The 26,653-nt window shown below is 70.6% G+C and carries 25 protein-coding genes; 6 read left to right on the forward strand and 19 right to left on the reverse strand.

The features are described 5' to 3' along the window. Window positions 1–160 precede the first annotated feature (160 nt). On the reverse strand, window positions 161–445 hold the full coding sequence (locus tag ACFC02_RS06090) for a chaplin (RefSeq protein ID WP_376352844.1): 285 nt from the start codon (window positions 443–445) through the stop codon (window positions 161–163). Between the two features lie 337 nt (window positions 446–782). On the opposite strand from ACFC02_RS06090, the gene ACFC02_RS06095 reads away from it, so the two are divergent. The 4 genes from ACFC02_RS06095 to ACFC02_RS06110 all read left to right on the forward strand — a co-directional run bounded on the left by ACFC02_RS06095 (window position 783) and on the right by ACFC02_RS06110 (window position 7,550). After that, window positions 783–2,465, forward strand: coding sequence for a helix-turn-helix domain-containing protein (locus tag ACFC02_RS06095; protein WP_376352846.1), 1,683 nt, complete (start codon window positions 783–785; stop codon window positions 2,463–2,465). A 477-nt stretch (window positions 2,466–2,942) separates the two neighbouring features. After that, entirely contained in the window at window positions 2,943–6,143 is a 3,201-nt protein-coding gene (locus ACFC02_RS06100; protein ID WP_376352849.1) for a M28 family peptidase, read from the forward strand. A 113-nt stretch (window positions 6,144–6,256) separates the two neighbouring features. Next, window positions 6,257–7,021, forward strand: a complete 765-nt coding sequence (locus ACFC02_RS06105; RefSeq protein WP_376352852.1) for an IclR family transcriptional regulator — start codon at window positions 6,257–6,259, stop codon at window positions 7,019–7,021. Between the two features lie 115 nt (window positions 7,022–7,136). Beyond that, window positions 7,137–7,550 carry an STAS domain-containing protein gene (locus tag ACFC02_RS06110; RefSeq protein ID WP_376352855.1) on the forward strand — a complete coding sequence of 138 codons (414 nt, stop codon included), beginning with the start codon at window positions 7,137–7,139 and terminating at the stop codon, window positions 7,548–7,550. Between the two features lie 561 nt (window positions 7,551–8,111). Here the strand turns inward: ACFC02_RS06110 and ACFC02_RS06115 are convergent. The 5 genes from ACFC02_RS06115 to ACFC02_RS06135 form a co-directional block, all read right to left on the reverse strand. Then, window positions 8,112–8,471, reverse strand: coding sequence for an ASCH domain-containing protein (locus ACFC02_RS06115; RefSeq protein ID WP_376352858.1), 360 nt, complete (start codon window positions 8,469–8,471; stop codon window positions 8,112–8,114). Continuing rightward, window positions 8,468–9,577 (reverse strand): hypothetical protein, encoded by a 1,110-nt coding sequence (locus tag ACFC02_RS06120; protein WP_376352861.1) that lies wholly within the window; start codon window positions 9,575–9,577, stop codon window positions 8,468–8,470. The genes ACFC02_RS06115 and ACFC02_RS06120 overlap by 4 nt, the downstream gene beginning before the upstream one ends. A 111-nt stretch (window positions 9,578–9,688) precedes the next feature. Beyond that, the gene (locus ACFC02_RS06125; protein ID WP_376352863.1) at window positions 9,689–10,324 is read right to left on the reverse strand and encodes a hypothetical protein; all 636 of its coding nucleotides are present in this window, start codon (window positions 10,322–10,324) and stop codon (window positions 9,689–9,691) included. Then, a complete protein-coding gene (locus ACFC02_RS06130; RefSeq protein WP_376352866.1) occupies window positions 10,321–10,809 on the reverse strand; it encodes a hypothetical protein in 489 nt (162 codons plus the stop codon). Before ACFC02_RS06130 ends, ACFC02_RS06125 begins: the two co-directional genes overlap by 4 nt. Beyond that, window positions 10,806–11,279 carry a hypothetical protein gene (locus ACFC02_RS06135; RefSeq protein ID WP_376352869.1) on the reverse strand — a complete coding sequence of 158 codons (474 nt, stop codon included), beginning with the start codon at window positions 11,277–11,279 and terminating at the stop codon, window positions 10,806–10,808. The genes ACFC02_RS06130 and ACFC02_RS06135 overlap by 4 nt, the downstream gene beginning before the upstream one ends. 128 nt (window positions 11,280–11,407) lie before the next feature. Here ACFC02_RS06135 and ACFC02_RS06140 point away from each other — a divergent pair, with 128 nt between their 5' ends. Together ACFC02_RS06140 and ACFC02_RS06145 are read left to right on the forward strand one after the other, a co-directional pair. Then, on the forward strand, window positions 11,408–12,865 hold the full coding sequence (locus ACFC02_RS06140) for a helix-turn-helix domain-containing protein (protein ID WP_376352871.1): 1,458 nt from the start codon (window positions 11,408–11,410) through the stop codon (window positions 12,863–12,865). Window positions 12,866–12,910: 45 nt separating this feature from the next. Then, window positions 12,911–13,372, forward strand: a complete 462-nt coding sequence (locus ACFC02_RS06145) for a hypothetical protein (protein ID WP_376353109.1) — start codon at window positions 12,911–12,913, stop codon at window positions 13,370–13,372. A gap of 62 nt (window positions 13,373–13,434) precedes the next feature. Here ACFC02_RS06145 and ACFC02_RS06150 read toward each other — a convergent pair whose 3' ends face one another. The 13 genes from ACFC02_RS06150 to ACFC02_RS06210 form a co-directional block, all read right to left on the reverse strand. Continuing rightward, window positions 13,435–14,124 (reverse strand): collagen-like protein, encoded by a 690-nt coding sequence (locus ACFC02_RS06150; protein WP_376352874.1) that lies wholly within the window; start codon window positions 14,122–14,124, stop codon window positions 13,435–13,437. Further along, entirely contained in the window at window positions 14,121–14,453 is a 333-nt protein-coding gene (locus ACFC02_RS06155; protein WP_376352877.1) for a hypothetical protein, read from the reverse strand. Before ACFC02_RS06155 ends, ACFC02_RS06150 begins: the two co-directional genes overlap by 4 nt. 54 nt (window positions 14,454–14,507) lie before the next feature. After that, window positions 14,508–14,825 carry a hypothetical protein gene (locus ACFC02_RS06160; protein ID WP_376352880.1) on the reverse strand — a complete coding sequence of 106 codons (318 nt, stop codon included), beginning with the start codon at window positions 14,823–14,825 and terminating at the stop codon, window positions 14,508–14,510. Window positions 14,826–14,882: 57 nt separating this feature from the next. Continuing rightward, complete coding sequence (locus ACFC02_RS06165) at window positions 14,883–15,698, reverse strand: CHAP domain-containing protein (RefSeq protein WP_376352883.1); 816 nt, start codon at window positions 15,696–15,698, stop codon at window positions 14,883–14,885. After that, a complete protein-coding gene (locus ACFC02_RS06170) occupies window positions 15,695–15,973 on the reverse strand; it encodes a hypothetical protein (protein WP_376352886.1) in 279 nt (92 codons plus the stop codon). Before ACFC02_RS06170 ends, ACFC02_RS06165 begins: the two co-directional genes overlap by 4 nt. A gap of 85 nt (window positions 15,974–16,058) precedes the next feature. Further along, window positions 16,059–16,856, reverse strand: a complete 798-nt coding sequence (locus ACFC02_RS06175) for a hypothetical protein (RefSeq protein WP_376352889.1) — start codon at window positions 16,854–16,856, stop codon at window positions 16,059–16,061. Window positions 16,857–16,865: 9 nt separating this feature from the next. Then, a complete protein-coding gene (locus ACFC02_RS06180; RefSeq protein ID WP_376352892.1) occupies window positions 16,866–18,383 on the reverse strand; it encodes a glycosyl hydrolase family 28-related protein in 1,518 nt (505 codons plus the stop codon). 2 nt (window positions 18,384–18,385) lie between these two features. Continuing rightward, window positions 18,386–19,327, reverse strand: a complete 942-nt coding sequence (locus ACFC02_RS06185) for a hypothetical protein (protein ID WP_376352895.1) — start codon at window positions 19,325–19,327, stop codon at window positions 18,386–18,388. An 11-nt stretch (window positions 19,328–19,338) separates the two neighbouring features. After that, complete coding sequence (locus tag ACFC02_RS06190) at window positions 19,339–20,496, reverse strand: siphovirus ReqiPepy6 Gp37-like family protein (protein WP_376352897.1); 1,158 nt, start codon at window positions 20,494–20,496, stop codon at window positions 19,339–19,341. Window positions 20,497–20,517: 21 nt separating this feature from the next. Continuing rightward, complete coding sequence (locus tag ACFC02_RS06195; RefSeq protein ID WP_376352900.1) at window positions 20,518–21,480, reverse strand: phage tail protein; 963 nt, start codon at window positions 21,478–21,480, stop codon at window positions 20,518–20,520. Then, window positions 21,481–25,812 carry a phage tail tape measure protein gene (locus tag ACFC02_RS06200; protein ID WP_376352903.1) on the reverse strand — a complete coding sequence of 1,444 codons (4,332 nt, stop codon included), beginning with the start codon at window positions 25,810–25,812 and terminating at the stop codon, window positions 21,481–21,483. Between the two features lie 6 nt (window positions 25,813–25,818). Beyond that, on the reverse strand, window positions 25,819–26,100 hold the full coding sequence (locus ACFC02_RS06205; protein ID WP_376352906.1) for a hypothetical protein: 282 nt from the start codon (window positions 26,098–26,100) through the stop codon (window positions 25,819–25,821). 188 nt (window positions 26,101–26,288) lie between these two features. Further along, window positions 26,289–26,621 carry a hypothetical protein gene (locus ACFC02_RS06210; protein ID WP_376352908.1) on the reverse strand — a complete coding sequence of 111 codons (333 nt, stop codon included), beginning with the start codon at window positions 26,619–26,621 and terminating at the stop codon, window positions 26,289–26,291. Between the last annotated feature and the right edge of the window lie 32 nt (window positions 26,622–26,653).

A 26,653-nucleotide genomic window follows, 5' to 3' on the forward strand; every position in this document is an offset into this window, starting at 1 on the left:
CCGGCACAGGGGAGAGCCCCGGCGCTCGAGGTGCCGGGGCTCTCCTGTGGATGCTGCGCGGAGCCTGGGGGCCCGAATGCTGCAGGACCCTGTGGATCTGGATCCCGCACGTACGGCGTGCCCTGGGCGGACGACGCCGGCCGCTGCGGCAGCCGGGACGTCAGCCGCCGTAGCCGCCCGGCTCGTCGTCACCCTCGCCGTGGTGGCCGACGTTGGCGCAGGTGTCGCCGAAGGCCGGGTCGAGGAGGCCGACCACGTCGATGGTGTTCCCGCACAGGTTGACCGGGATGCTGACCGGGACCTGGATCGTGTTGCCGGACACGACGCCGGGCGAGCCGACAGCCGCCCCCTCGGCGCCGGCGTCCGCCATGGCGAGACCGGCTCCGCTGATCACCACGGCACCCGTACCGAGGGCGACGGCAGCCGCTTTCGCGATGCGAGACATCACGTTCTCCTAACGTGCTCGATGAGTGCGGCAGCAGGTCGCGCGACCGCACTTCCCGTTCAACGCGACCGCTGCGCCCGGGTCACGGCGTATCTCCCTAGATCACCCTTTTTGAACGATGATGACCCGAGGGGTCGGCGCGCGGACCCGGTGCGGCGCCGAGCAAGGTCCGGCAGGACGGTAGTGGGGTAGCGGGACTCTGGTAGAGACCAATTCGACTGCTGTTCGGCCAACCCGATTGACGGGGCGGCAGCCGCTCCCCTGTGCTGTGCGGTAGCGGGGAGGCGAAGTCCGGGTGTCACACGGCTGGAGGCGTGAGCCTCGTCCGGGAGGGGCCATGTCCGTCGAAGCAGCTCAGGTGTGGGGGGAGTTCGGGCGGCGGTTGCGGTCCCGGCGAAGGCAGGCCGGGCTCACCCAGCTGCAACTCGGCCTGCGGGTGGGCTACCACCACACCCTCATCAGCAAGCTGGAGAGCGGGTTGCGGGAGCCGCCAGCCGGCCTGGTGCGCCGGCTCGACGCCGTCCTGGAGACCGGGGGCGAGCTGGCCGCGATCGTCGCCGCGCCGCGCGAGGCGCCGCCCGCGCGCAGTCGTCCGCCGCTGGACCGGAAGCTGTTCGGCGCCATGCCCGGGATGGACGCCGCCGACGGCGGGGAGGCGTGGGACCCACGGCTGTGGCCCCCGGAGCTGCCCGCCGAGGGACTCGCGTGCCCGCTGCACGGCACGGCGGGCTGCGTGGTGCCCGGGCAGGGTGAGTTACCGGCCCTTCTGGCGGGGCTGCCCGGCCGGCCGCCGGGCGGCTCCGCCCTCACGACAGGCGGCGCGGGCATTGCGGGTGTTGCGGGCATCACGGACATGGCGGGCCGGGCAGGCCTGGCGGGTCTGGCGGTGGCGGTGGGCCCGGGAGGCGCCGCAGCCGGGGCCCGAGCCGGGGCCGGGGGCGGGGCTGGGGCCGGCGCCGGCGCGGGTACGCGTCCTGACCGGGGCGGTGGCGGCGGCGGTGCGGGCGGGGGCGGCGTGCGCCTCGGCGGCGCGACTGCCGGTCGAGGTGCGGGTGGGGGCGCGGCGCTTGGCCCGGTCGCCGAGGCGGACCTGCTGCACGCCCTCACCGCCGTGCTGGCCTGCCTGATCCGGGAGGCGCACCATCGGACCACCGCGGGCGGCGTGGTCCTCGTGGAGCGGCTGCTGCGGGCGGTGGTCGGCTGGGCCGAGGCGGTCAACTCCACGGGCCGGCTGCCGTACGGGCAGTTGCGGCTCGCCGCCCAGTACGCACAGGTCGCCGGACGCCTGCGGATGCAGCGGGGGCAGAGCAGCATCGGCATGGCGTGGTTCGGGCACGGCCTGGGGTGGGCGGACGCCGTCCACGACGCCCCGGCGCGGGCGACGCTGCTCAGCGACATGTGCACGTTGGTCAGGCTCGACGACGACCCCGGCTCGACGCTCGCGTACGCCCGGGCCATCGGCGCGGTGGACAGCCGGCGGCGGTGGGTCGCCACCCTCTCGCACCTGTACCAGGCCCGCGGGTACGCCCTCGGGCACGACGCCGCCGAGTGCCGTCGCCACATCACCCTGGCCCGCCGCGGGCTCGCCCGCCTCGGTCACCGTGACCTCCTGGAGGCGTCCTGGATGGCGGGCGCCGAAGGGGAGATGCGGGTGGAGTCGGCGATCGGCGGCGCGCTGCGCGACCTCGCCGCGGTGACCGGGGACCGGGCCACGGCCCGGCGCGCCGTGGAGGCCACCGAGCGGTCGCGCGCCCGGCTGCCCGCGGTGATGCGCTCCACCCGTCTGCTGCTCACCCTGCGGCTCGCCGACGCCTGGGCGTGTGCGGGCGATCCCGGGGCGGCGGTGGCCCTGGCGGGGCCGGTCCTGGGCGCGGCGGTGGGCTCCCGCGAGCTGATGATCAACGCCGAGCTGCGCGGGCTGCACGCCCGGCTCCTCGGGGACTGGGGCGACGTCCGGGAGGTCAGGGAGTACCGCGAGTGGCTGCTGGAGGCCGAGGCGGACACGAAGGCAGAACCGTAGGCGGGCACGAAGGCAGACGCGTACGCGGACACGAAGGCAGACCCGTACGCGGACACGAAGGCAGACCCGTACGCGGACACGTACGTGGGCACGAAGGCGGACCCGCAGGCAGATACGAAGTCGGACGCGCGGACGGTCGCGCAGCCGGCGAGCGCGTGCCCGCGAAGGGAGCCGGGGGCACCGCACGGCCTCTGCCGCTTCCCGTTCCCCGCTCCCCGGGGCCGGGGTGGCGTGGACGCCCGGCCGGCGCGCTTGCCGGATTTTGACAGGTCTGGACCGCGGCCCGGAAACCGTTGACCCGGGGGCGGCCCGGTGTGAGGGTTCGGCCGGTCCAGACCATGACATGTCAGCGTCAGCCATACCCGCCGCGGGCCACGCGGAGACACCGGGGCGCCCGCACGGGCATGGAATTGACGTGTCCATGATCTAGCTCACGTGCGGCCGAGCAGGGCCGCACACCTCTCACAAGGAGCCGAGATGCTGAGAAAGATGGCAGTGGCCGGGGTGTCCCTGGCCGTGACCCTCGGGGTGGTGGTGCCGGCCTCGCTCGCCGCGGCGGCGCCGGCTTCCGCGCCCCTGGCGGGCAAGCCGGAGCCGACCCCCGCCGCCAAGGCCGTGGCCGCCGCCGACCAGGCGGTGCGCAGCGGCCTCGACACCCTGGCCAAGGGCCCGCACGAGCAGTACGACCGCCACCAGGTCACCCCCTGGGTCAAGGGGCTGTACTCGGTCGCCTACCGGCGCACCTACGAGGGCCTGCCCGTCGTGGGCGGCGACGCCGTCGTCCTGGCCGACGGCAACGGCAAGGTCCGGGCCGTCCAGTCCGCCTCCACCGCCAGGATCGCGGTGCCCACCGAGCCCACGGTCACCGCGGCGCAGGCGGCCGGGACCAGCCGCGCCCGGCTCGCCGAGGTCGAGAAGGCCGCCCCGGGCCGCCTGGTGGTCCGGGTCAGGAACGACACCGCCACGCTCGCCTGGGAGACGGTGCTGACGGGACGCACCAGGGCGGGTGCGCCCAGCAAGCTGCACGTCTTCGTCGACGCCCGCACCGGCGAGGTCGTCGACTCCTACGACGACGTACGGGCGGGTTCCGGCACCAGCAAGTGGAACGGCCCCAACCCGCTGACCATCGACACCTCCCGTTCGGGCAGCAGCTACGCGCTGCGCGACACCACCCGCCCCGGCCTGCAGTGCTCGGACTACAACGGCGGCGTGTTCACCAAGTCCACGGACAACTGGGGCACCGGCAACCCCACCAGCAAGGAGACCGGCTGCGTCGACGCGATGTTCGCGGCGCAGAAGGAATCGGACATGCTCAAGAACTGGCTGGGCCGCAACGGCCACGACGGCAACGGCGGCAGCTGGCCGGTCCGGGTGGGCCTCAACGACCTGAACGCCTACTGGGACGGCTCCACCGTCTCCATCGGCCACAACAGCGCGAACGAGTGGATCGCCGGGATCGACGTGGTCGGCCACGAGTTCGGCCACGGCCTCGACACCAACACGCCCGGCGGCGACAACCACGAGAGCGGACTGGGCGAGGCGACCGGCGACATCATGGGCGCCCTGACCGAGGCGTACGCGAACGAGCCGTCGCCGTACGACACCCCCGACTACACCGTCGGCGAGATGATCGACCTCCAGGGCCGCGGCCCGATCCGCAACATGTACGACCCGAGCCGGGTCAACAACGACCCGCGCTGCTACTCCGCGTCGATCCCCTCCACCGAGGAGCACGCCGCGGCCGGGCCGCTCAACCACTGGTTCTATCTGCTGGCCGAGGGCTCCAGCCCCGGCGGCGGCAAGCCCTCCAGCCCCACCTGCGACAACTCCACCGTCACCGGCGTCGGCATACAGAGCGCGGGCAAGATCTTCTACGGCGGCATGCTGCTCAAGACCAGCGGCATGACCTACAAGCGCTACCGCACCGCCACGCTGACCTCGGCGAAGAACCTCGACGCGAGCTGCGGCCTGTACAACGCCACCAAGGCGGCCTGGGACGCGATCAGCGTGCCCGCCCAGGCCGGCGACCCGACCTGCACCGGGCAGCAGTCCGACTTCTCGCTGACGCTCGACCCGGCCGCGGGCACCGTTGACGCCGGCGCCTCCGCGCGGGCCACCGTCGGCACCACCACCGTCGCCGGCAGCGCCCAGCAGGTCTCCCTGACCGCCTCCGGCGCCCCCGCGGGCGTGAGCGTCGCCTTCAGCCCGGCTACGGTCACCTCCGGCAGCAGCTCCACGATGACGGTCTCCACCTCGGCCGCCGTGTCCGCCGGGACGTACGCGATCACCGTCACGGGCAGCGGCGGCGGCAAGACCCACACCGCCCGGTACACGCTCACGGTCGGCGGGGGCGGCACCGGTCCGGGCACCCCGCCCGACGTCGACGTCGCCAAGGTGCGGGCGCACCTGTCCCAGCTGAACACCATCGCCACGCAGAACGGCGGCAACCGCCGCTCCACCACCGCCGGGTACCGCGCCTCGCTCGCCTACGTCAAGGGCAAGCTCCAGGCCGCCGGTTACACGGTCACCGAGCAGAGCTGCACCTCCGGCTGCACGCCGGGCGCGGGCAACAACCTGATCGCCGAGTGGCCCAAGGGTGACGCGAACACCGTCTACATGTTCGGCGCCCACCTCGACAGCGTGTCCGCGGGCCCCGGCATCAACGACAACGGTTCCGGCTCCGCCACGCTGCTGGAGAACGCGCTGACCCTGGCCCAGGCCGACCCGGCCATGAAGAACCGGGTCAGGTTCGCCTGGTGGACCGACGAGGAGCAGGGACTGAACGGCTCCGACTTCTACGCCCGGTCGCTCTCCGCGACCGACCGCGCCCGGATCAAGGCGTACTACAACTTCGACATGGTCGCCTCGACCAACGCCGGCTACTTCGTGAACAACCTGAACTCGGCGGCCTCCGCCCCGATGAAGGCGTACTGGGACTCGCTGGGCCTGGCCCCGCAGGAGAACGTAGAGGGCCAGGGCCGCTCCGACGACTACTCCTTCCAGCAGGTCGGCATCCCCACCTCCGGCTACGCCACCGGTGCCGACGCGGTGAAGTCCGCCTCCGAGGCGGCCAAGTGGGGCGGCACCGCGGGCCGCTCCTACGACTCCTGCTACCACTCGGCGTGCGACACCACCGGCAACATCGACGCCACCGCCCTGAACCGCAGCGCGGACGGGGTCGCGTACACGATCTGGAAGACCGCCGTCGGTGACACCCCCGTGCCCGGCGACGACTTCTCGATCTCCGCGAACCCGGCCGCCGGTACGGTCCAGCCCGGTTCCTCCGCCACGGTGACCGTCTCCACGGCCACCACCAGCGGAGCCGCGCAGAACGTGCGCCTGTCGGCCTCGGGCGCCCCGTCCGGCGTCAGCGTGGGCTTCAGCCCGGCCTCGGTGACCTCCGGCCAGTCCTCGGCCGCCACCGTCCAGGTCGCGGCGGGCACGGCGGGCGGCACGTACACCGTGGTGATCACCGGCACCGGCGAGGCCACTCACACCACCACCTACACCCTGACCGTGCCCGGCGGTGGCGGCCGGACCAGCTGGCAGCCGGGCGTCACGTACGCGCCCGGTGACGTCGTGACCTACAACGGTGTCAGCTACCGGTGCATCCAGGGCCACACCGCCTACCCGGGCTGGGAGCCGCCGAACGTCCCCGCCCTGTGGGAGGCCGTCTGAGCAGGTGACTTCCGACCTCGGGTCCTCGTGGTCGCCGGGCCCGGCGGTGTGCCGGGCGGGTGGGCCCGCCCTGTGCGCTTGCCGTGCATGGCCGTCAGCCCCACGGTGGAGGTATGGGCGCACAGGAAGGCCCCACGCTCATCGCCTCCGTGCAGCGGGCGTTCCGGCTGATGGAGGCGGTCGGGGCTCATGAAGGAGGCGCGCCGGCCAAACTGCTGGCGCGGGAGACGGGGCTGGCCCTGGCCACCACGTACCACCTGCTGCGGACCCTGGTGCACGACGGCTACCTGCGCAAACTGGACGACGGCTCCTTCGTCCTCGGTGATCGGCTGGACGCCCTGCACGACGGCAGCCGGACGCAGAGCCGACTCAGCCGGATCCGCCCGGCCCTCGGCTCCCTGCGCGACGACCTGTCCGCCGCCGCCTACCTCACCTTCTACGAGGACGGCGAGATCCGCGTGGCGGAGATCGTGGACGGTCCCCGGGCGCCGCGTGCCGACCTGTGGGTGGGGTTCGAGGAGGCGGGCCACGCCACCGCCCTGGGCAAGTGCGTGCTGCGCGAGCTGGACGACGAGGGGCGCCAGGAGTACCTCTCCCGGCACTTGCTGGCGGACCTCACGCCCAGGACGATCACCCACCGCACGGAGCTGCTGCGGCGGCTCGACGCCTTCCCCGACGCCACGGCCGTCACCGACCTGGAGGAGTACTCCCTCGGGGTCGTCTGCGTGGCGGTGCCCGTCTACCAGGGGGAGACCCTCGGGTCGCTCGGTGTCTCCCTGCGTGCGGACCGTGACCGCCCGGCCGCGCTGCGGGAAGCCTCCCAGCGGCTGCTCGCGACGGCGGCCCGGGTGACGCGGGGGCTCTCGCTCACCATCTGAAAATCGCACCCTTGTGGCCGAGTGCGCGAAAGCCGTCTACTGGATGCAACGCGGCATACATGGCACACCCGCCATGCGTCGCATAGCGGACGGCGAGAGAGGCAGAGAGCGAAGAGTGCGGACGCCCATACAGCCCATCCCGGAGAACGACACCCTCGAAGTGCGCGTGGTGAACGGCTGGACCGTCGTCACCGTCACCGGGGAGGTCGACATCTGCTCCTCCGGCGCGATCCGCGCGGCCGTCGGCCGCCTCATCGACGCCGGGCACCGGCACTGCGTCCTGGACCTGTGCCAGGTGACCTTCCTGGACTCCATGGGTCTGGGTCTGATCGTCGCGCTCACCAAGCGCCTCCGGTCGCACGCGGGGTCCCTGGTCCTCACCTGCGCCGACCGCCGCGTACTCAAAGTGTTCAAGGCCGGCGGCCTGTACTCCTTCTACGCCTTCCACGACTCCGTCGCCGAGGCGACGCGCCGCGCCCCCGAGGGGAGCGGCCTGGCCGGCTGGCCGCACCGCCGGGGCGGGGAGTGAGGGGCGAGGGACTCGTGCGCGGGCGGGGCGAAGGCTGGAATTTCGGGCCCCCGGGGCGAATTCCGGTCGTTTCCGGGCAGCAGAAACGCCCTCCCGGGGGGAGGGCGTGAGCGCCGCACGAGCGGAGCGCCCCCGGCAGGACTCGAACCTGCGGCCAAGCGCTTAGAAGGTGTGCGAGGTCTAGCGATGTGCTCACCTGCGTCTTTGCTGGTCACGCGTGACCAAACTAAAGAAAGGCGCTTGCCCTCGGATCCTTGAACTTTGACGCGATCCCGTTCCCTCGAACGAGCCCGCCCCGGCCGCCACTGTACGGGCAGCCGGGGCGGTCAGGACGCGACTCCGTGCTCTTGACGGAACGGGCCTCGCGCGTGAGGTGCCTATCGCGCCCGCTGTGGGGGGTCGTCAGATAGCAAGCGCTAACTAACTCCCGAGTAACTTGCCCCGACATGGGCATATGCCAAACCCGATGGTATTCGAATTCGTGTTCGAGCCTGACGAAGGGGCGCCCGGCGGGACGCCGGGGGAAGCGTCGACCGCCGGGCACCCGGTCCGTCGGCGGCGCTATGCGCCGATCAGCCCGATCTCGATTGCGAGGGCGCCGAGCGCCTCTTTCTCGGGCGGGTAGATGCTGCGGATGTTCGTGAGCTGCTGCTCGCGGCTCGCAGTCGGGTTCACGTTCGCCGGCCCCTCGCCGTCGAGCAGCGCCTCGAAGTCGTCGTATGCGGTGACCCGCTTCACGAGCACGTCGCACGTTTCGTCGGTGCCCTTGATCCGGAAGCGGATCGTGTCGCCCGTGGCCATGTCGGCGAGGTGCGGGTATCGCACTCGTACCTCGATCGTCTTGCTGCCTGCGGCGACGAGGTCGAAGTACCGGCGGTACAGGTTCAGCTCGTGCCTGCGGGCGGTCCGGGTGTTGCTCATGGGGTGGTGACGCTCCTCGTCGGTTGGGACATTAAGCGGCCGAGTTCGCCGGCCGAGTACGCGCGGAAGAAATGCCGCGGGTTGGCGAGCAGCACGTCGGCCATGTCGAGCAGCCGATCGGCGTAGTCGGACAACGAGCCGGGCCACATCCGCGTGTCGAGCATCCAGGGTGCCGAACCGTCAGGCAACGACGCCTTGCCATCCCGAATGAGGCTCTTCGAGAGCTTCGCTCCGGTGTCCGTGACGACCTGCGGGCAGAACAGCCGGGTCGGCAGTTGCGCCCCGACGAGACCGATCGCGGTCAAGGCGTTGTCGACGAGGGTCGAACCGAACACCCAGTCGCCGCCCTTCACCATCACGCTCAAGCGGTCGCGGTCGGTGCCCGCGGCGACCTCTTTGACGAGGTTCCGGTACAGCGTCGCGAGGTCGAGGTACCCGCCGCCGTCCGGGGCGATGACGACCTCGTACGACCCGTGATGCAGGCAGACCGCGTGCACCTCGGCGTGATCGGCGTCGAGCAGGATACGGGTCCGCTCGGCGTACTTTTCGGCCCACCCGCAGCCCGGCGTCGGGCAGGGGATTCGCACGTGCGGTACACCGTGCGCCGGGTCGAGCCACCAGCGGGCGGCGTCGATGCGGCGGTGCGCTCGTAACCAGGTGCGCCGGTACTGCTCGGTCTGCTGCTGCCGCGAGTACATCTCGATCGAGTACGGAATCGACAGCCGATCGGACAGGGCGTCGAACAGCGGTCGGTACAACTCGTCGACCTGGTCGGCGAGGGCGGTCTCGCCGAGCGCGTGCACGTAGGCGCGCTGGTAGCGGTGCCCCGTTGCGGGATCGGTGACGACCTCGTGCGGCGCGTTGTCGAGGGCACCGAACAGAACGTCGACGGGGATGCCGAAGCGTTGCCGGACCCGAGCGGCGGCGGCGAACGAGAGGGACTGTACGAGGGACGTGCCGAGGTGCGGTACGCCGTTGATCTGTGTCCCGACCACGAACGTCACCTGCGACGGGGACATGGTTCGTATGCGGGGCGCGAGGATGTCCTCGGCCGAGCTGAGCGCGTTCGCAAGCACGGTGTTCGGTGAAACGGGGTGAGCAGTCATGATCCATACCTCGGTTCGAGAACGGGACTGCGCCGCCGGGCGGCGGCCGGGGTGTTGCCGAAGAACGGCAAGAGCACGGCGAGCAGCGTGCGGAGACTCGGCGCCCCTGCCCTATCGGCGGGTCCCGAGTTCGTGCTGCAGGTCGACGAGCGTGCAGCGGTGCAGGGATCGCACGAGCTGCCCGGCAAGCACCCATCGCGCAGCCGTCGTGCCGTATGAGACGACCTCGGCGTTCGCGGTCCGCACCGGGGCACCGAACGCCGACGACGACCACATACGCCCGTACACCGCGCACGCCTCGCTGTCACGGACGCGAACGGCGACGCTGCTGTCGATCAGGTGCGGGCACATCTCGACGGCCTGACCGGCGCACGGCAGGCAGACCGGCGGGTGCGTTGTCATCTGCCCCTCGGGCCACCCCTTCCAGTCGCCGCGGTTGTTCTCGATCAGCCACAGCACCCCGCGGTCGTCCCTGTCGGCCGGCTTCCCGCACACCTGACACAAGAGGTACTGCATCGCGACCCGCTGCCGGGTCGGGTGCACGTTGCCGTACTGCGGGCGCCCGGTGCCCCGCCCCTCGGCGCGGGCGTCCCACAGCACGCCGTGTTGGTCACGGTCCTCGGGCGCCTCGTCGGCGTACGCGATCCCGCCGTGCCCCGAGTACACGACCGTCCGCCGGTGCTTCTGCTCGCCGCTCCACACCGCGATGAACGGAACGACGTCCGGCCGCGCCGGCGCCGCCTTCACGAGGCACCCCCCAGGGGGCGGCCGAGTTGAGCGAGGGCGAGATACAGACGGCCGCCTGCACGGGCGTTCGCCCGATACTCGTCAACCTCGGCAACCGACGCGACTTGCGACAACTCGTCGAGCCCGACCACGAGCAGCGCGCCGCCACACTCCTTGAGTCCGCGCACCCATCTGGGGTGCTGGACCTTGAGCGCGTAGCCGGTCTCCAGGAACCACAGCAGCGCCACGCCGCCACTGATCGTCAGCCGCACGCCAACGTCGGGTACCGACTCGCCGGCGAGTACGGCGCCGAGCGACTGCACCACTTGCCGCATGGTGCCCTCGACGGCGGCCGGGTCGACCTCGTCGAACTGCGGCGCCGGGTACGTGAGCATCAGGCAGGGAACCGGCTCGCCCGCGTCTGTCTGGTCTATCCACGTGCGCACGTTGACCGTCGCGAGGGTACAGAGTGGCACGACCTCGGCGACCGTAGTCTCGGCGGTCATCGGCGACCGTCCATGGCCATGCTCGCGCTGGCGGTCGCGAACGCCTCGTACAGCGCCGTACCGTCCGTATGTGCTGCGCTCGGAGGAACGATCCACGAGCGGGCATTCAGCGTGTGCGGGGCGACGACGGCGGGCGGCGGTACGTGCAGCATCGCGCCTGCGGCGACGACCCTTGCGCCCTCCTGGTCCCAATCCTCAACCGAGCCGGCCGGCACGAACACGTCTACGTGGTCGGCGTTGTGCAGCACGGGCCCGATCTCGGCGCCCGCGTTGCGTAGGGCTTGCACGGTGCGCCACCCGTGCGGCCGGTCCATACGGACGACGTCCCATCCCTGGCCTGCGGGCAGCTCGGCGAGCCTTCCCTCGGCCCATCGCGCGAGGGTCTGCGACACGCTCGCGCCGGATTCCCTGATCCAGTCGCGAGCAACGGCGTCCGCAGCCGCCTCTTGTTCTTGATCGTCTCTGGTCACCCTTCGAGGGTGTCGCCTACTACTCAACTTCGGGATCACCGGCGGGGGTTACCGAGGCGGTAATACACTCGTTGTGAGTCGCGGCATGCCGCCTACCTGTGCTTATCCTGCTGTGGAAGTTGACCGCCATGAACGCCACAAGCCCCGGACCACTGCCCGCCGGAATCCTCGACAGGGAAGACGTGCGCAGAGCCCTCGCGGAACACGACTTTGCCGCAGTCTTTAAGCTGCTCAAAAAGCACGGCGGACTCTCGCAGAACAGGATCGCAGCGGCGTGCATGCTGACGCCGGGCAAGGTCTCGAACGTCATCAACGGCGACACACAGATCACGAGCTTTGAGGTGGTTTGCAGGATCGCGGACGGCTTGCGGATCCCCGGCGCGCTGCTCGGTCTCGCGGCTCGCCCATGGCAAGACACTGGCGACGAGTCGGTCGAGCCTGTCGTCGACGAGTCGCCCGACATCGAGTCGGACGACGTGCCATGGCGCCCCGAGATCACAGTGAGCATGGCGGCGCGCATGACCAGGAGTGACCTAGTGATGGACCGTCGCGCGGCGTCGAAGGCGATCGCCGCCGCAGCAGTGGGCGGCGCGGCACTGCTCGAACCGCTCGAAGGATGGTTGCTCGACGAGCCCGCCGAGGCGGTGCCGGTCGCGTTGCCGAACGGAAGACTCGGCCGACGCGAGTGTGCCGAACTCGAATCGACCGCCCGGAAGTTCCGCGAATGGGATCACAAGTACGGGGGAGGGCTGCGCCGGAAAGCCGTGATCGGACAGCTCGCCGAAGTATCCGACGCACTCAGAGATCATCAGTCGCGGATTGTCGAGGAGCGTTTGTTCCGGGTCATGGCACAGCTCGCCGGAATGGCGGCCACAATGTCTTGGGACTCGGGTATGCAGCTCAAGGCCCAGAACTACTACAAAGCGGCGCTGCGAGCCGCGCACGCCGGCGGCGACATTGAGTTCGGCACGAACGTCTTGGCGGGCATGGCGCGTCAGATGCTCTATCGCGGCCGTCCCAAGGACGCTGCCGATCTCGTGAGGCTCGCGCAGGACGGTTCTAGGGGCAGAGTCGGGCCGCGGGTGCGGGCGATGCTCTACACCCGCGAGGCATGGGCGTACGCCGCCATGGGGCGCGTGACCGCGTTCCGGCGAGCGACCATGCAGGCGACCGAGGTACTGCACGAGGCGGGCGACGACGACGCCCCGTACTGGATTGCCTACTTCGACGAGGCGGAACTCGCGGGCGTGACCGGCGGCCGGCTGCTCGATCTCGCGCGACAGGACCCTGCCAAGCACGCCGAGGCAGCCGCCCACGAAATCCGCCTCGCGCTGGAGCACCGCGGCGCCGAGGCGGGCCGCAGCCACGCGCTTGACCACATCGGACTTGCCGAGACCCTGTTTCTCATGGGTGACGTGAACGGCGGAATCGAGCAGACGCACACCGCGGTCGACGCAGCTGAACAGACGCAGTCGAGGCGCGTGCGAGATCTGCTCGCCGAGCTGTACCCGTACACCGTGGGCAAGGACGCGAACCGCGGCCTGCGGGACGCGCGGGATAGGATTCGCGGCCTGTTGACGACCTGACGAGAGGGATGCGGAGTGACGACGACGTATGCCGTTACCGGGCACATGAACTTGACCGTCGAGAGTGTCGGTCTCGTGCGCGAGGCACTGCGTGAGGTGTTCGCGGCGCACACCGACGGCGAACTCGTCGGGGTGTCGTGCATCGCGGCCGGCGCCGACTCGATCTTTGCCGAGGAAGTGCTCGCCGTCGGCGGCCGGTTGGTTGTGGTGCTGCCGTCGCAGGACTATCGGCAAGCGAAGGTGCGACCCGACCATGCCGCAGTGTTCGATCGCCTCGTCGAGTCGGCAACCGAAGTCGTCGTCATGCCCCACGAGAACGCCAACCGGCAGGCGTACGAGGCGGCGAACAGCGAGCTGCTGCGCCGCGGCGACCGCCTTGTCGCGGTGTGGGACGGCACCCCGCCCTCGGGCAAGGGCGGCGGCACGGCTGACACTGTTGAGCAAGCCCGAGCTGAGGGTCTCGCCGTCGACGTCGTGTGGCCCGAGGGAGCGGCACGTCTCGGCTGAACCCGCAGGAACGAGAAAGGCGCCCCTGCCCGGCCGTCAGGCCAGACAGGGGCGCAATGCTGTCACGCGATGCGGCGACGCTCGGCGGGCAGCCCGAGAAGCAACTGTGACGAGGTCGGGCTCGGCGACGGGGCGCTCGGCTGCGGCGCCCCGTCATGCCTGCAGACGAGGGCGTCGGGATCCCATGACGGCACCTGCAGGGTGTATCCGTCGGGGCAGGTCTGCCCGTCGTTGCCGTCCGTCCCGTTCTTTCCGTCCGTGCCGTCCGTGCCGTCCTTGCCCGGCGCCCCCGCGGGACCGGTCGGGCCGGGCGGTCCGGCCGGTCCTGTGACCGTCGCGCCGGGCTCGCCGGGCGCACCGGATGCCCCGGACGGGCCGGGCGACGGTGTGATCGTGGGTGCCGCCTTGCCGGGCTCGCCCTGCGGTCCGCGGGGTCCTGCAGGACCGGGGATCGGCACAGGCACCTTCGCCCGCGCGGGCAGATCGTCGACAGCCCGTGCCGGATCCGGCGCGGCCGGCGTCTTGCCGTCGGCCGTGATCTGCGAGCGGAGCACCCGCACGTCACCTGCGAGCGTCGACACGGCATCGCCGCGCAAATTCGCCTCGGCCGCGAGGGCGTCGGCTCGGCTCGCCTCGGCGGAGATCCGCAGCCACACGAGGACGACGGCGCCCGACAGTACGAGCAGCACGGCGGCGACCGCGAACGACCGCCACCGCTGCGCGAGGATCGGCTGAGCATGACGACGCTTCACGTGGGTTGTCCTCCTAGCTCGACGATGCGGTCGCGCAGCCGCTCGCACTCTGCTGTGAGCGCCGTGATCTGCCCTTGCAGCACTGCTTTGTTGGCCCGTTCGGCGGCGAGTTCGGCGTACGCCGCGGCGAGCTTCACCTCGGCCTCGGCGAGCTGCCGCCCGAGCTTGTCGCGCTCTTCCTGCAGGTTGTCGACGAGCGTCGAGTACCCGCCGAGTACCGCGCCGGACTGCGACGCACGGTTCGCGCCCCGCTGTCCGGCGACGGCTGCCGCGGCTGCTGCGAGCCCGACCACGATGGTTCCGACGGCGCCGAGCGTCGCAGCGTCCACGCGCTTGCCTCCGGTTGTGCAGTGGGGGGTGTGACCGCGGCCGTAAGGCTGGAGTCACCCGCTGGTCGACGGGCCGGTGTACGCGGCCGGGTCGACGGGCGGCAGCGCCTCGTACTTGGGGTACGACGGCGGCCGGGCCCATCCGAGGAACACGCCGGCGAGGGACTGCAGGAAGGTTCCGGGCAGGTGCTCGCCGAGCACTTCCAGCACCCTGAACAGCAGGTAGTACACGAGCGCGATCCCGACGGTCACGGCGGCCGTGACGGTCGCCGAGTCGATGGTGACGCCCGCGCGCACGGCGAGGGTGAGTAGCCACCCCGCCACGAGCGGGACGCCCGTACGCATGGCAGAGACGAACAGACCGGTCGACATGCCGGCCCCCTTTCGGTGGTGGGTGAGCCCGGCCGCCCGGCGGCGGTCGGGCGTCGGTCAGGCGACGACGTCGAACCCGTGCTTCTGGCCGAGCCGCTTGAGCGTCGTCATGCCGGGCGTGCCGTCGGCGTCGCCGCCCGGCTGCGTCCCGTGGAACCCGCACCGTTCCTGCCACAGGCTGTAGGCGCTGCGGGTGGCGGTTCCGGCGTGCCCGTCGGCGTACGGCTTCGCGAGCAGCTTCTCGGCGACGAGCCCGTTCTCGACGTAGATCGTCGGCTCGTACGAGACCGGCGTGCCCTTGCGCGGCGCGTCCTTCTTGAACGCGGCGATCAGCTTCGAGAGGGAGACGACCGGCCGCTTCGAGCCCGAGCTGCCGCTCGTGCTGGTCGACTTCGGCGGTGTCTTGTACTTGGGGCGGCCGAACCCGGCGATGTCGTGCACGATCCTCGCGCGCCTCGCGCACACGTTCGCGGTGTTGCCCTCGATCGTGAACACGTACTGATAGTCGGCCGAGACGCCCGTGACGATCCCGACGTGATCGATCTTGCCGATCTCGCTCGACCCGTCCCAGTCGAAAAAGATGATGTCGCCGCGCCGGATCCCGCTCGCCTTGATCCCGTTGGTCATGGCGTGCCACTGGCCGTGTTCCTTGAACGCCTGCGCGTGCGCCACGGTGTACGCGAAGTCGGTGCCGAAGCACACCGCGTCGTGCTCGCCCGCGTCGACCGCGGCGCGGGTGATCGTGGCGTCGCACCACGCGAAGTTGCCCGCGTACGCCGACCCGTTGCGCTGCCTGTACCACGCCTGAATCTCGTTCGGCTCGCCGGTCCCTATCCAGCGTTCCACTTGCGTGATCATCGTGTCGACGCTCATGCGGACTCGCCCCCCTTCGAGGTGTCCGCGGCCGGGGCGTCGCCCTCGCCGACGGCCGCCTCGGGCTCGTCGTCCTGGTCGGCCGCCTTGTCGGCGAGCCCGTCGGCCAGACCGGGGCCGGTGTGGAACCCGGCCATGTCCGCGGCGCCGAACTGCTCGGCGAGCAGCTCGGCCTCGTGCTCGACCGTCGGTCCGTTGCCGGTGCGCACGAGGTGCGACGCCTGCTCTTCCTGATCGCCGAGCCGCTCGGGCGTCGGCCGTGCTGTGTCACCCATGGGTGAGCCCCTTCTGTTCGGGCATGAGAAACGCCCCGGCCGGGTCGGCTCGGGGCGTGGGGAGTTCGGCGGTCGCGCCGCCGGGTCAGTGGCTGTGCGGCACCTGCAGCGCTCGCCAGATCGTTTCGTTGGGGTAGCCGGCGTACGCGCCGCCCGGCGAGCCGCACGTGACGTGCCAGTTGCCCCACGCGGTGAGGTCACCCGAGCCGATGTCAGCGGTCGGGGTGTACGAGCCGGCGCCGACGGTGACGAGGCGCTTCGCCGCGGCGAGCACCATCGGGGACGTGCGGCCGACCTTGAACCAGTCCTGTCCGGGATAAGGGCTGTAGGCGGCGGCGGTGCCCGACGAGGTCTTGATCAGGCTCGCGTCGTCGTGCCAGTTGACATCTGCCGTGACCATCGGAGAGGCGTACTTGGGGTACCCGTAGCCGTACACGTTGGCGTCGGACCTGTTGCGGGTCCGCAGGTACACGCCGTCGCCCTCGCTGCTGCCGGTGTTGTTGCTGTTGAACTCGATCGTCCAGATCTGAGTGTCGCTGTACCGGTAGACGAGCCCGGTGTGATCCTGCCCGCTGGTGCCGAGCATGACCTGCGCGCCGACGGCCGGGTACCAACTCCACCGGTTCCAAGACTGGTAGGTCGTCACGGCGACGTCGCACGCCGGGGTCTGCGGCATGATCGTGATGTCACCTGTGCGGTACGCGAGCCACAGCAGCCCGATCACGCACCACGACTGCCCGTCGTAGCTCGCCATGCCGGGCGTTTCCTTGGCGTACTTGTTGAGGTTCGTCCACGTGCCGCCCGAGAAATCCTCTTGGTACTTGATCGCGGCCTCTTGCTGGCCAAGTTCGATCAGGGTCTGCGGCGCGATCGCGGCGACCATGAAAACCCCCTAGGACGGGTCGAGGATGCGCCAACCGACCGTTGACGTATCGCTTGCCGAGGTCGACTTGATGACGAACGAGGTGCCCGCCGTCCTCGTGTTGACGTAGACCGAGCCGACCGTGCCGCCGGGGGTCTGAATCGTGAGCTGCACGACGCTCGCCGCGGCGATCGCCGTCGTGTTCACGGTGACCGTGCCGGCCGCCAGCGTGGCCGTGCCCATGCGCGCGGCGGTGCCACCGCTCGGCACGATCGTCTTGCCGGTCACGACGAGCGAGCCGTCGCCGGGGTCGATCCGGTTGACCGTGCCGTTCAGCGTGTTCGCCTTCACGGCGGTCAGCCCGAGGACGGTCGCGATCGTGCCCGCGTCGGTGCGCAGGCAGGTGCCCGCGTTCGATCCCGGCGAGACTTCGGTGACGCCGACCAGGACGACACCGGTCGCGCTGTTCGTGACCCACACGGACGCGCCGTCGGATGCCTTGGTCACGAACCCGTTCACGGTCGCGCCCTTGCCCCCGTACACCGTGAGCCCGGTCGTGCACTGCTCGGCGCCACAGCCGGTGAGCGCAACGCCCGTGCAGGTATCGAGCCGGAACCCGCTCGGGGATCCCATGGCGGCGCAGGCGGTCAGGCTGGTGTACGCCATGCCGTCGAGCCAGTAACCGGCCCCGACGTTGCCCTCGGCCGAGCAGCCGATCAGGGACGTCGACGCGCCGCCGAGGACGGTGTCTTGCGGCGCCTGCAGGTGGAACCCGACGCCCCCGCAGGTGCGCACCCGCACCCGGTGCAGGATGCTCGACGACAGCTCGTGGCAGAACACGCCGTCGCCGCCCATGCTCTGAATCAGCACATCCCGCAGCGTGATGTTCGCGGTCGATGGCGCCGCGAACCTCGTGAACCGCACCCCGCTGCCGAACCCCCGGCCCGGACCGGACAACTGCAGCCCCTGCAGCGTGACACCGCTGATGTCCGTACCGGTGATCAGGTCAAGGTTCTGGTTCGTCGCCTGCAGGATCGACACTCGGTCGCCCGCGCCGATCGCGTTGACGTTGCTCGCCCAGTTGAGCGAGGCACCCAGGGTGTACCGGCCGGCCGGGACGTACAGGGTGCCGCCGCCCGCCGTGCTCGCCGCGGCGATCGCTGCCTGAATCGCGGGCGCGTCGTCCGCGACGCCGTCGCCCTTCGCCCCGAAGTCCCGGACGCTCAACCAGTCCAGGGACGAGGCGGGTCCGCTGCTGCTTCCCGCGGTGAGGTTGTACGCCTCGACCCACGCGCGGGAACCGCCGCCGGCGTCCGCCCACATGCCGGTGATGTTGTCCGGACCGAGGAACCGCGGCAGGAACCCGAACTCGTCGGCCTTGACCGATGTCATCGGCGTGCCGCTCGCGTCCTGCAGGTCGGTGTACTGGTTCCCGGCGTCCGAGGCATCCCAGAACGTGACCACCGCACTCGCGGCCACCCCCCACAGCCCGTCGGTAGGGGCGACCACGTAGTCGGCGATACCTGCCCCGAACTCGTGACGAGCCATGCTCAGTCCACCACCCAACTGATACCGGAGCCCGGCAGCACGTAGTCGTCTTTGTCGATCGCCGGATGGTTCGACAGCCACACCTGACCGGGCCGGTCCGAGGCGGCCGAGTAGATGATCGCCCGGCTGATCAGTACGCCGGTCGTGTAGGCGATCGCGTACTGATCGCGGTTCGGGTGCTGGTAGGCGGCCGGGATTGTGATCGGCAGGCGGGACTCGGTACCTGCGGCGAGGGTGCCGCCGGTCCGCTGGAACCCGCCGATGCGCAGGTGCACGGCACCGTTGCGCTTCTGCAGCACACTGTCGGCGCTGTTCCGCCACCCGGTCGCCGTCGCACTGACGACCACCTGCCCCGAGTCGTCGAACAGCCCGGTCCAACTGCTACCGGTCCACACCCGCACGCGCTTGGTGTCCGTCTCGAAACACATCTCGCCCGGCGCCGGGTTCGGGTTCCTCGTCGTCGAGGTGCACGGCCGGATCCTGACACCGACGTACAGCTCGCTGCGGGCGACCGTGATCGACGTCGCCCCGGTCGGCACGCTCACCGTGGCGAGACTGATCTCGTACAGACCGGTGTCGCCGGTGCTCTGTGTCAGGGCGGGGGCGCTGCCGCCGGGGGTACCGGCGTTGATGACGGCGCGCACAGTCCATACGGAGCGGTCGAGCTGCAGCACCACGCGGTCGACACGCGTCTTCCCGCTCGTGTTCGGGGTGACCGGCAGGTTCACGGTCGCCGTGCCGGACGTCCAGGCGTGCCCGCGTACCGAGGCATAGACGCCCGATCGGACGTCCACGGACAGACCGATACCGGCCGCCACGACGGCAGTGTCGGCAGGGGCGCCGTACACGCCGTCACCGGAGAACCTCGCGGCGATCTTCTCGTACTCGGTGTCGGTGACGGCGCGACCGTTGTGTGCCGGTGACGGCCAACTGTCCTGAGCCACGCGTTCGCCTCCTATCTGGATTCGAGCCGGCCGAGTCGGCGGCTGAGCGTGCGAATGGCCGTGACCATCGCGGGGTCGGTGGTCGCGTCCGGCGAGCCGACCAGGGTCGTCACGTACTCGCCCGAGTCCGGCGTCGCCTGCAGTTGGATCGAGCGCACGAGGTCGGCGACCTCGACGCCGTACGGGAGCGCCACGGTGACTTTGTCGCCGAGATCGAAGTCGACGCCGGCCCGGAGATCAGGGGTGTCGACGGTGACCGTCGCGAGTTCGACCGGGGCGGCGCCGGCCGAGATCTCGCCGCTGCCGGCCTGCGTCAGTTCGCCGTCGGTGTCGGTCTGTGCCGACCCGTCGACGTACTTCTCGACCCGCCACCACGAGCCGGCCGCGGCGGTATCGGCGACCTGCACGTACGTGCGCCCCGTCGTACCGATGTCAGGCTCGGTGCCGGCGATCAGCGCGTGCGTGACGGTCGGCGCGGACCGCTTCCACTGGATCGAGCGGAGGTTCCCCAGACCGGTACTGAACCGCGCGGTCGCCGTCAGATCGCGAGGCTGATAGCAGCCGAACAAGATCTGCCCGGCCGCCTGCCGGGTGCGGAACCCGATCGCTCCGCCATCGAGGGCGATGCGCCTGCAGACGTCGAGCAGCGGCTCGAACCGCGTGCTCAAGGTCGTCGAGGCGCCGACGCCCGCGACGGCGTCGAGCACGAGGTGCGGGATCCGGCGGTCGCTGCGCGCGCCCGGCCCGCAGTTCTCATTGACCAGGGCACGGACGATCGTTTCCGCGTTGGTACTGGTCATGGTCCGGTACGTGTTGGCAAGCTGCGCCGTCCACGCATTCGCCGGGGTCGGCCAGGTGATGTACCCGGCCACCGTGGCGAGGTCGTCAGAGAAACTGATCGTGACCTTGCCCGCCGGCTCGTCGGTGACCGACCACGAGTAATCCGTCGGTATCTCCATCGGGCCGGCCAGCCATACGGCGCCGTCGCGGATGACGACCAGGCGGTTCCCCGGCTGCAGTTGCGCCATGACTTCGGGCAGTGCGCGCACGTCGACGCTGCCCGAGCCCGGTTCGTTGAACTTCTTCGTGACGTCGAGATTCGTCCACCCGCTGAGCGGGTCGCCCTGCACGGTGAGGTTCTCGTCGGTGATGAGCAGTTGCACGGCCACGCGACCGCCGCCCCCTTCCGATCAGGCGGTCTCGTACCGCGGATTGAACGTGAGATCGACCGCGCTGCCGGGGCCGGACCCGTCCAACTGGAACGTCACCGGGTTGTTGCCGGGGGACAGCCCCCACAGAACGGCGCTCGGCCAGTCGAGCGCCCCGACCCAGTTCGAACCGTCCTGGTAACGGACCGTCGGCGGGTCGGTGGAGATCGTGACCTGCTGCCCGGCGAGCAGCGCGCCGTGCCCGACCGCCGTCGGGTCGAGCGAGAACGACTCGCCCGTGCCCTGGTTCGTGAACGTGATCAGTGACGCCGGGCCGGTGACCGTCCATCGCGGCCACACGACCACATCCCCCGGATTCCGGAGCGTGGTCGCGCCGAGCACCTGCGACGACGAGACCGTCGGGTAAGGAGTGAAGAACGACGTCAGTGCGCCGGTCTCGCGGTGCACCGACACCTCGACGGGGTCGATCCAATACGGGTCCTCGCACCACAGCGTGATCGCTGCCGAGTCCGAGACGACCCCGGACCCCTTCGAGCCGCGCCCCTCGAACCCCTCTTGGTAGTACACGGCGATCCGGCGCCGCCCGCCGTCCGGCCGGGCGATCTCCAGCCATCCGGGTCCCTCGCGCAGGGTGCGCGTGAACGCCGTTGCGAGCGCCCGCCAGCGGCCGACGAACTCGACGTGATCCTCGCCGTAGACGTACAGCGGCCACACGATCGCCCGCGGCTGCGCCTGTGCGTAGCGCAGCCGCGCGCCGCCCCGCGGGTGTGCATCGGTCGTCAGTGAGTACGACGTCGCGCCGAGCCCGGACACGCCGTCGGCGAGCGTGAACCAACCCGCGTCCTCGTCGGTGAGCGACCAGACCGTTCCCGTCGGGTCGGTGTAGGTGGCGACGGCGTACCCGACCTCGGGGAGCGGTACCGGCGTACCGGTGCCGCCCCCGCTGTCGGGCGGGGTGATGACCGGCGCTGTGATCAGGGGCATTTAACGCGGCCTCCCCACCCGAGCGAGCGCATCCTGCCTGCGCTGCAGCACCTCAAGGTCGCGCACGGTCATTTCGAGCGTGCGCGGATAGAAGTTGTACGTGTGGCCGGACTGCCCGCCGTCCGCCTGCCCGGCCGAGCGCACCGCCTCGGCGGTCGGCATGACGGGCGGGATCGCCGCGGTGCCGAGTCGCTTCGCGCCTGCCCGCACAGCGCTGAGCGACTTGTCGGTGCCGACGACGACGCCGGCGCCGACCATGCGGCCGACGTACTCGGTTTCCTTGGCCGGTGAGCGGATCTTGAGCCGCTTCTCGATCGAGTCGACGATGACGCCGCCGAGCTGCGTCATCTGCTTCTGCAGGGCTTTCTCTTGCGACTGCAGACCGACCAAGAACCCCTTGCCCGCGTTGACGCCGCTGTCGTACATCGCGTCGGCCATGAAGTTTCCGTACGACGTGCTGAGCTTGGCGCCGCTCTTGGCGAGAGAGTTGATCTTTTTGACGTCACCTGCGGACGCCCCGGCGATGAGCTGCGCGAGCCCGCTGTCGGGTCCGGCGGCGATCATCTGCTGAATGACGGACTGGTCAACACCCTTCTTCTGCGCCGTCGCGATCAGCGATTCGAACTTGGAGAGGGACGTCTGCCGGGTCTCCATGCCTGAGATTAGGTCGCCAACCGTGGCGATCTTCCCGCCGTTGATGTTGGTGAGCGCGAGGTAATCCTGCGCGGTCCCCTTCTGGTCGGCCGCCGCCTGCTTCGCCGTGGCGATCTTCGAGGCGACCGCGTCGCGCTGCTTCGCGAGCGACTGCAGTTTGCTCGACGTCGCGAGCGCCTGAGTGGCCAGCGATCGGCCGGTCTTGCCCGTCGCCCGCAGGTCGGCGGCGAGCCCCTTCGCCGCCGCGGCGATGTCGCTCGCCGAGCCGGTCAGGCTCTTGGTGAACGAGGACAGATCGCCGGGCACTTCCTTGCGAGCCTTCGCGGCTGCCGAGGTCGTGCCCTTTGCGAACCCGCGCACGCCGAGCCCGGCCAGCATCCCGACCGAGGTGCGGTGGTCGTACACGGTCTCGCCGCCCCGGAACCTCACGAGTTCGGGACCGGCCTCGCCCACCCACGCCAGTTCGCCAGCCTTCGGGCGACCGCCCGAGGCGTATCCGCCGGCCCGGTTGTACGCCGAGGCGAGCGAGCCGTACCTCGCGAGCGCGTACCGCATGCTCGCGTAGATGTTCGCGAGCGGGTCGTAGATGCCGCGCGACGCGAGCTTGCCCGCGTACGCGTTGAACGTCGACCCGATCACCTGCATGAGCCCGCGACTCGGGTCGCCGTTCTTGGCGTTGACGTCCCAATTGTTGATCGCCTTGGGGTCGCCGCCCGACTCCTGGTTCATCCGGCGCAGCACGGTCGGCAGCAGCGTCGCCGGCTGCCCGACGAGCTTGAGCGCCTGCAGCACGACCGACGACCACCGGGTGACCCCGGACCCGCCGACGTCGCCGCCGCCGAACGCGCTCTTGGCCGCGTTGACGACCTTGTCTTTCAGGCTCGACAGCATCTTGATCGGCACCTTGCCGACCATCTGCGCGACCGGGCTCTGCCCGATCGACGCGATCTTGTCGCGGACGAACCCGGTCGCCTTGTCCCACAGCTTGCCGGGGTTGGACAGGAAGTCGACGCCGTCCATCACGGCGCCGCCGATCGACTTCGCCTTGTCGCCGAGCCACCCCGCGACGTCGCCCACGACGCCGCCGCCGGCGAACCGCTGCACCGGCGCGGCCGGCAACTCGCCGGTCCGGTTGATGTAGTCCAGCGTCCCGAACCCGACCTTACGAGCGCTGTCGCGCTTCACGACGAACTCGTCGGCCATCATCAGCGCCGGGATCGAGTCCTTGCCGGGCGTGCCGCCACGCGTGCGGCCACCCCCGGCGAACTTGGCCGCGGGCAGCTTGCCGAGTCCAACGAACCCGGCCACGCCGTCCCAGACCTTTTTGATCCCGTTCGTGTACACCGTGTTCACCACGAACGCGACGGGCTTGCGCGTGGCGTCGCGCACCTTGTCGAACGCCTTGCCGATGCCCTTCTGCGCCGTGTCGAACGCACCCGCGAACAGCCCGACCGCGCTCTTTCCAGCGTCGAACGCAGGCTTGAGCCCCTTGGACCACAGCCACGAGGCGGCCGAGCCGATCCCGTCGAACGCTGGCTTGATCGCGGAGCGGTACAGCCACGAGCCGGCTGCGCCGAGCGCGTGCACGCCGGCCGTGAAGTACCCGAACACGACCTTCGTGCCGGTCCAGAACCAACCGGCCACGGTCACGATGCCGCTGAACGCGGGCTGCAGCGCGTTGCGGTACAGCCACACCCCGACCGCCCCGACGCCCCGTGCGCCGGCCTCGAAGTACCCGAACACGACCTTGGCGCCGGACCAGAACCAGCCGATGACCGTCGCGGCCCCGTGGAACGCGGGTTCCAGTGCGTTGTTCCACAGCCACATCGCCCCGGCCGCGATGCCGTTGAACGCGGGCTGTAGGGCGTTGGTCCACAGCCACCCGCCGACCGCGCCAAGCACCTTGAACGCGAGCACCCACGGCCCGATCACGGCGACCGCGACGACCGTAAACAGGATCTTCGCGCCGAGGGCGATCGCCGAGAACACGGGCGACAGCACGTTCGACCACAGCCACGAGGCGGCCGTGCCGATCGCCCGCAGACCGGTCATGAAGTAGGCGAACCCGACCTGCAGGGCGCCCCACAGGTAATCCCACCCGACTTTGATGCCGGCCCAAGTCGCCTGCACGATGCCGCGGAACGTGTCGCTCTTCTTGTAAGCGACGACCACCGCGGCAGCGAGCGCGAGTATGCCGACGATGATCAACCCGACCGGGTTCGCCGACATGACCGCGTTGAACACGGCCTGCACGCCGGTCGCGATCCGGGTCACGCTCGACCACAGCAGGATCGCGCCCCGGTAGACCGAGAACACGCCCGCGGTGATCCCGGTCGCGATCGCCTGCGCCGACAGAACCGCGGTCAGACCGACCACCGCGACGCCGACCGGGATGAGCCATGCCCCGTACTTCCGCAGCCATCCGCCCGTTGCGGCGAACGCCGAGCCGACGCTCTTCGCGGCGGGCACGAGGTAGTCGACCAGGGCGCCGCCGACCGTCCTCGTCGGCGGCAGCACGTACGTGATCAGGAACTTGCCGGTGTCGCGCAGCGCGGGCAACGCGTACTTGCTCGCGAAGTTGGCGAGCCCCTGCAGCGCCTGCCGCTTGAACACCTCGACGTCGTTCGCGGCGGTGTTGTGGAGCTGCTTGCCCATGCGGCCCGCGGCGCCGCCGACCTTGCCGAGGCCGGCGGCAGCCGTGCTCGGGTCCAACGAGTAAAGCGCCCGTCCGAGATCCTCGGCTTGGGTACCGAACAGGCTGGTCGCCGCCTGCGCCTGCTTGACCGGGTCTTTGATCCCGCGCAGCCGGTCGAGGGTGAGCTGCAGGACACCGTTCGCGGACTTCCCGCCCTTGGCGAACTTGCTCGCCATGTCGTCGGCGGACAGCCCCAGCATCTTGAACCCGGCGGCGGTCGTCGTCGACCCGTCGACCGCCCGGATCGAGAATTCCTTGATCGAGTCGGCGACGAGGTCGCCGTCGCGGGCGCCGTTCTTGAGCCCCTGGTTGATCAGACCGATCGCGGTCGCGCCCGAGATACCCGCCTTGCGCCACTGCGTCGAATACTCATTGACCGTGTCGATCAGGTCGCCCGCCTGGTCGGCGCCCGACTGGAACCCGGCCGTCAGCAGATCGAACCCTGCCTTGGCGTTCTTGACGAGGCCCGTGCTCATCAGCTTGCCGACTGCCTTGGTCGAGTCGGCGACGTCGGCGTCGAACACGTCCGCGAGCGCCAACGCGTCCTTGCTGAGCCCGACGAGCTGCTTCCGGGGGGCGCTGAGTGCGGCGACGCCGTTGCGCTGCAGGTTCTTGAGCGACTCGTCGACCTGGTCGATCGACTCGCCGTACCCGGACGCGTAGACCCTGCCCGCGATCTTCCCGGCGCGAGCGGTGTCCTTCTCACTGAGCCCGAGCGACGCGCCCAGCTTGGCCGTGGCCTTGTCCTGCTCGACCGCCTCGGCGAACCCGGCCGCGAACAGGGCGCCACCCGCGACCGCGACGCCGGCCACGCCCGCTTTCAGCTTGCCGCCGAGCCCGCCGAGGAACCCCTCGCCGGCGTCCTGGCCCGCCGACGTGCCCACGCGCGCCGACTCGCCGCTGATCTGCTGATTGAGCAGCCGGCCGAACCCGCGCGCCTCGGGCACGACGGACACGTACCCGACGCCGACCTCGACCGGCATGCCGAATCACCCCGTTTCAGGCAGCACTTGAGCGGTGATATGTGCGTACGCGGCCCGCGCCTTTGCCCGGTTCCGCTCGGCCTCGGCCGCGGTTTCCTCGGGCGTCGGATCACCCGGCCGCCAACCCGGCTCGGGCCACGGCATCGCCGGTTTCTTCGGGTCGCGGTTGGCGTTCACGAACGCCGTGAAGAGCAGCGCGAGCAGATCGCGCGTGTCGGCGGCGGCGTAGTCGAGTGCCTGCCACGCATGCCCGCTGTGGGCGCGGGCGGTGGCACTGTCGGGAGGCAACCCCTCGACCAGGACGCGCAGCAGCCGCAGCGTGATCTCGCCCCGCCAGTAGGCGGCGAGCGGCCCGCCCGCGCCGACGCTGCTGCCGTAGTACCGGATCAGGTCCGCCTCGACGGCCTCGGGGTGTTCGCCGAGGACGTCGACGGCGGTGTACGTGTAGACCTCGACGACGTCGTCGCCGTCGGGGGCTACCCCCTCGTAGGGCGCACCTTCTGCACCTTGTCCTGCGCCTCGTTGCGAATGCCGACGTACAGCAGCATGACCGAGTTGACGTCGCCGCCGGCCGCGACGAACTCGTCGTACCGGTCGCCGAGCAGAATGCGCGCGCCGGCCTCGTCGCCCTTCGCCTCGTTGAGGTCCTGCTGCATGTCGTCGGGCGTGAAGATCGGATGCGGGAACGAGAACACGGTCGGGTCGTCCTCGGGACCGACCTCGAACTCGACGCGCTCGCCGCCGACCGCCTCGGCGTACGACCGCCGTACGGTCTCCAGCCGGTACCGCTTGCCGTTGGGCTTGCTCATGGTGGTGCCTCTCTCTCGGGTGAGCTGCGGGT

Source organism: Streptomyces sp. NPDC056160, from assembly GCF_042268205.1.
Classification (GTDB): Bacteria; Actinomycetota; Actinomycetes; order Streptomycetales; family Streptomycetaceae; genus Streptomyces.

What these genes read in the sequence shown, in the direction of transcription:
- ACFC02_RS06200 (WP_376352903.1), bottom strand. Translation starts at nt 25,812, where the DNA reads ATGCCGGTCGAGGTCGGCGTCGGGTACGTGTCCGTCGTGCCCGAGGCG.
- ACFC02_RS06130 (WP_376352866.1), bottom strand. Translation starts at nt 10,809, where the DNA reads ATGACCGCCGAGACTACGGTCGCCGAGGTCGTGCCACTCTGTACCCTC.
- ACFC02_RS06095 (WP_376352846.1), top strand. Translation starts at nt 783, where the DNA reads ATGTCCGTCGAAGCAGCTCAGGTGTGGGGGGAGTTCGGGCGGCGGTTG.
- ACFC02_RS06105 (WP_376352852.1), top strand. Translation starts at nt 6,257, where the DNA reads ATGGGCGCACAGGAAGGCCCCACGCTCATCGCCTCCGTGCAGCGGGCG.
- ACFC02_RS06175 (WP_376352889.1), bottom strand. Translation starts at nt 16,856, where the DNA reads ATGGTCGCCGCGATCGCGCCGCAGACCCTGATCGAACTTGGCCAGCAA.
- ACFC02_RS06165 (WP_376352883.1), bottom strand. Translation starts at nt 15,698, where the DNA reads ATGAGCGTCGACACGATGATCACGCAAGTGGAACGCTGGATAGGGACC.
- ACFC02_RS06180 (WP_376352892.1), bottom strand. Translation starts at nt 18,383, where the DNA reads ATGGCTCGTCACGAGTTCGGGGCAGGTATCGCCGACTACGTGGTCGCC.
- ACFC02_RS06195 (WP_376352900.1), bottom strand. Translation starts at nt 21,480, where the DNA reads ATGCCCCTGATCACAGCGCCGGTCATCACCCCGCCCGACAGCGGGGGC.
- ACFC02_RS06170 (WP_376352886.1), bottom strand. Translation starts at nt 15,973, where the DNA reads ATGGGTGACACAGCACGGCCGACGCCCGAGCGGCTCGGCGATCAGGAA.
- ACFC02_RS06160 (WP_376352880.1), bottom strand. Translation starts at nt 14,825, where the DNA reads ATGTCGACCGGTCTGTTCGTCTCTGCCATGCGTACGGGCGTCCCGCTC.
- ACFC02_RS06115 (WP_376352858.1), bottom strand. Translation starts at nt 8,471, where the DNA reads ATGAGCAACACCCGGACCGCCCGCAGGCACGAGCTGAACCTGTACCGC.
- ACFC02_RS06120 (WP_376352861.1), bottom strand. Translation starts at nt 9,577, where the DNA reads ATGACTGCTCACCCCGTTTCACCGAACACCGTGCTTGCGAACGCGCTC.
- ACFC02_RS06210 (WP_376352908.1), bottom strand. Translation starts at nt 26,621, where the DNA reads ATGAGCAAGCCCAACGGCAAGCGGTACCGGCTGGAGACCGTACGGCGG.
- ACFC02_RS06145 (WP_376353109.1), top strand. Translation starts at nt 12,911, where the DNA reads ATGAACTTGACCGTCGAGAGTGTCGGTCTCGTGCGCGAGGCACTGCGT.
- ACFC02_RS06140 (WP_376352871.1), top strand. Translation starts at nt 11,408, where the DNA reads ATGAACGCCACAAGCCCCGGACCACTGCCCGCCGGAATCCTCGACAGG.
- ACFC02_RS06090 (WP_376352844.1), bottom strand. Translation starts at nt 445, where the DNA reads ATGTCTCGCATCGCGAAAGCGGCTGCCGTCGCCCTCGGTACGGGTGCC.
- ACFC02_RS06100 (WP_376352849.1), top strand. Translation starts at nt 2,943, where the DNA reads ATGCTGAGAAAGATGGCAGTGGCCGGGGTGTCCCTGGCCGTGACCCTC.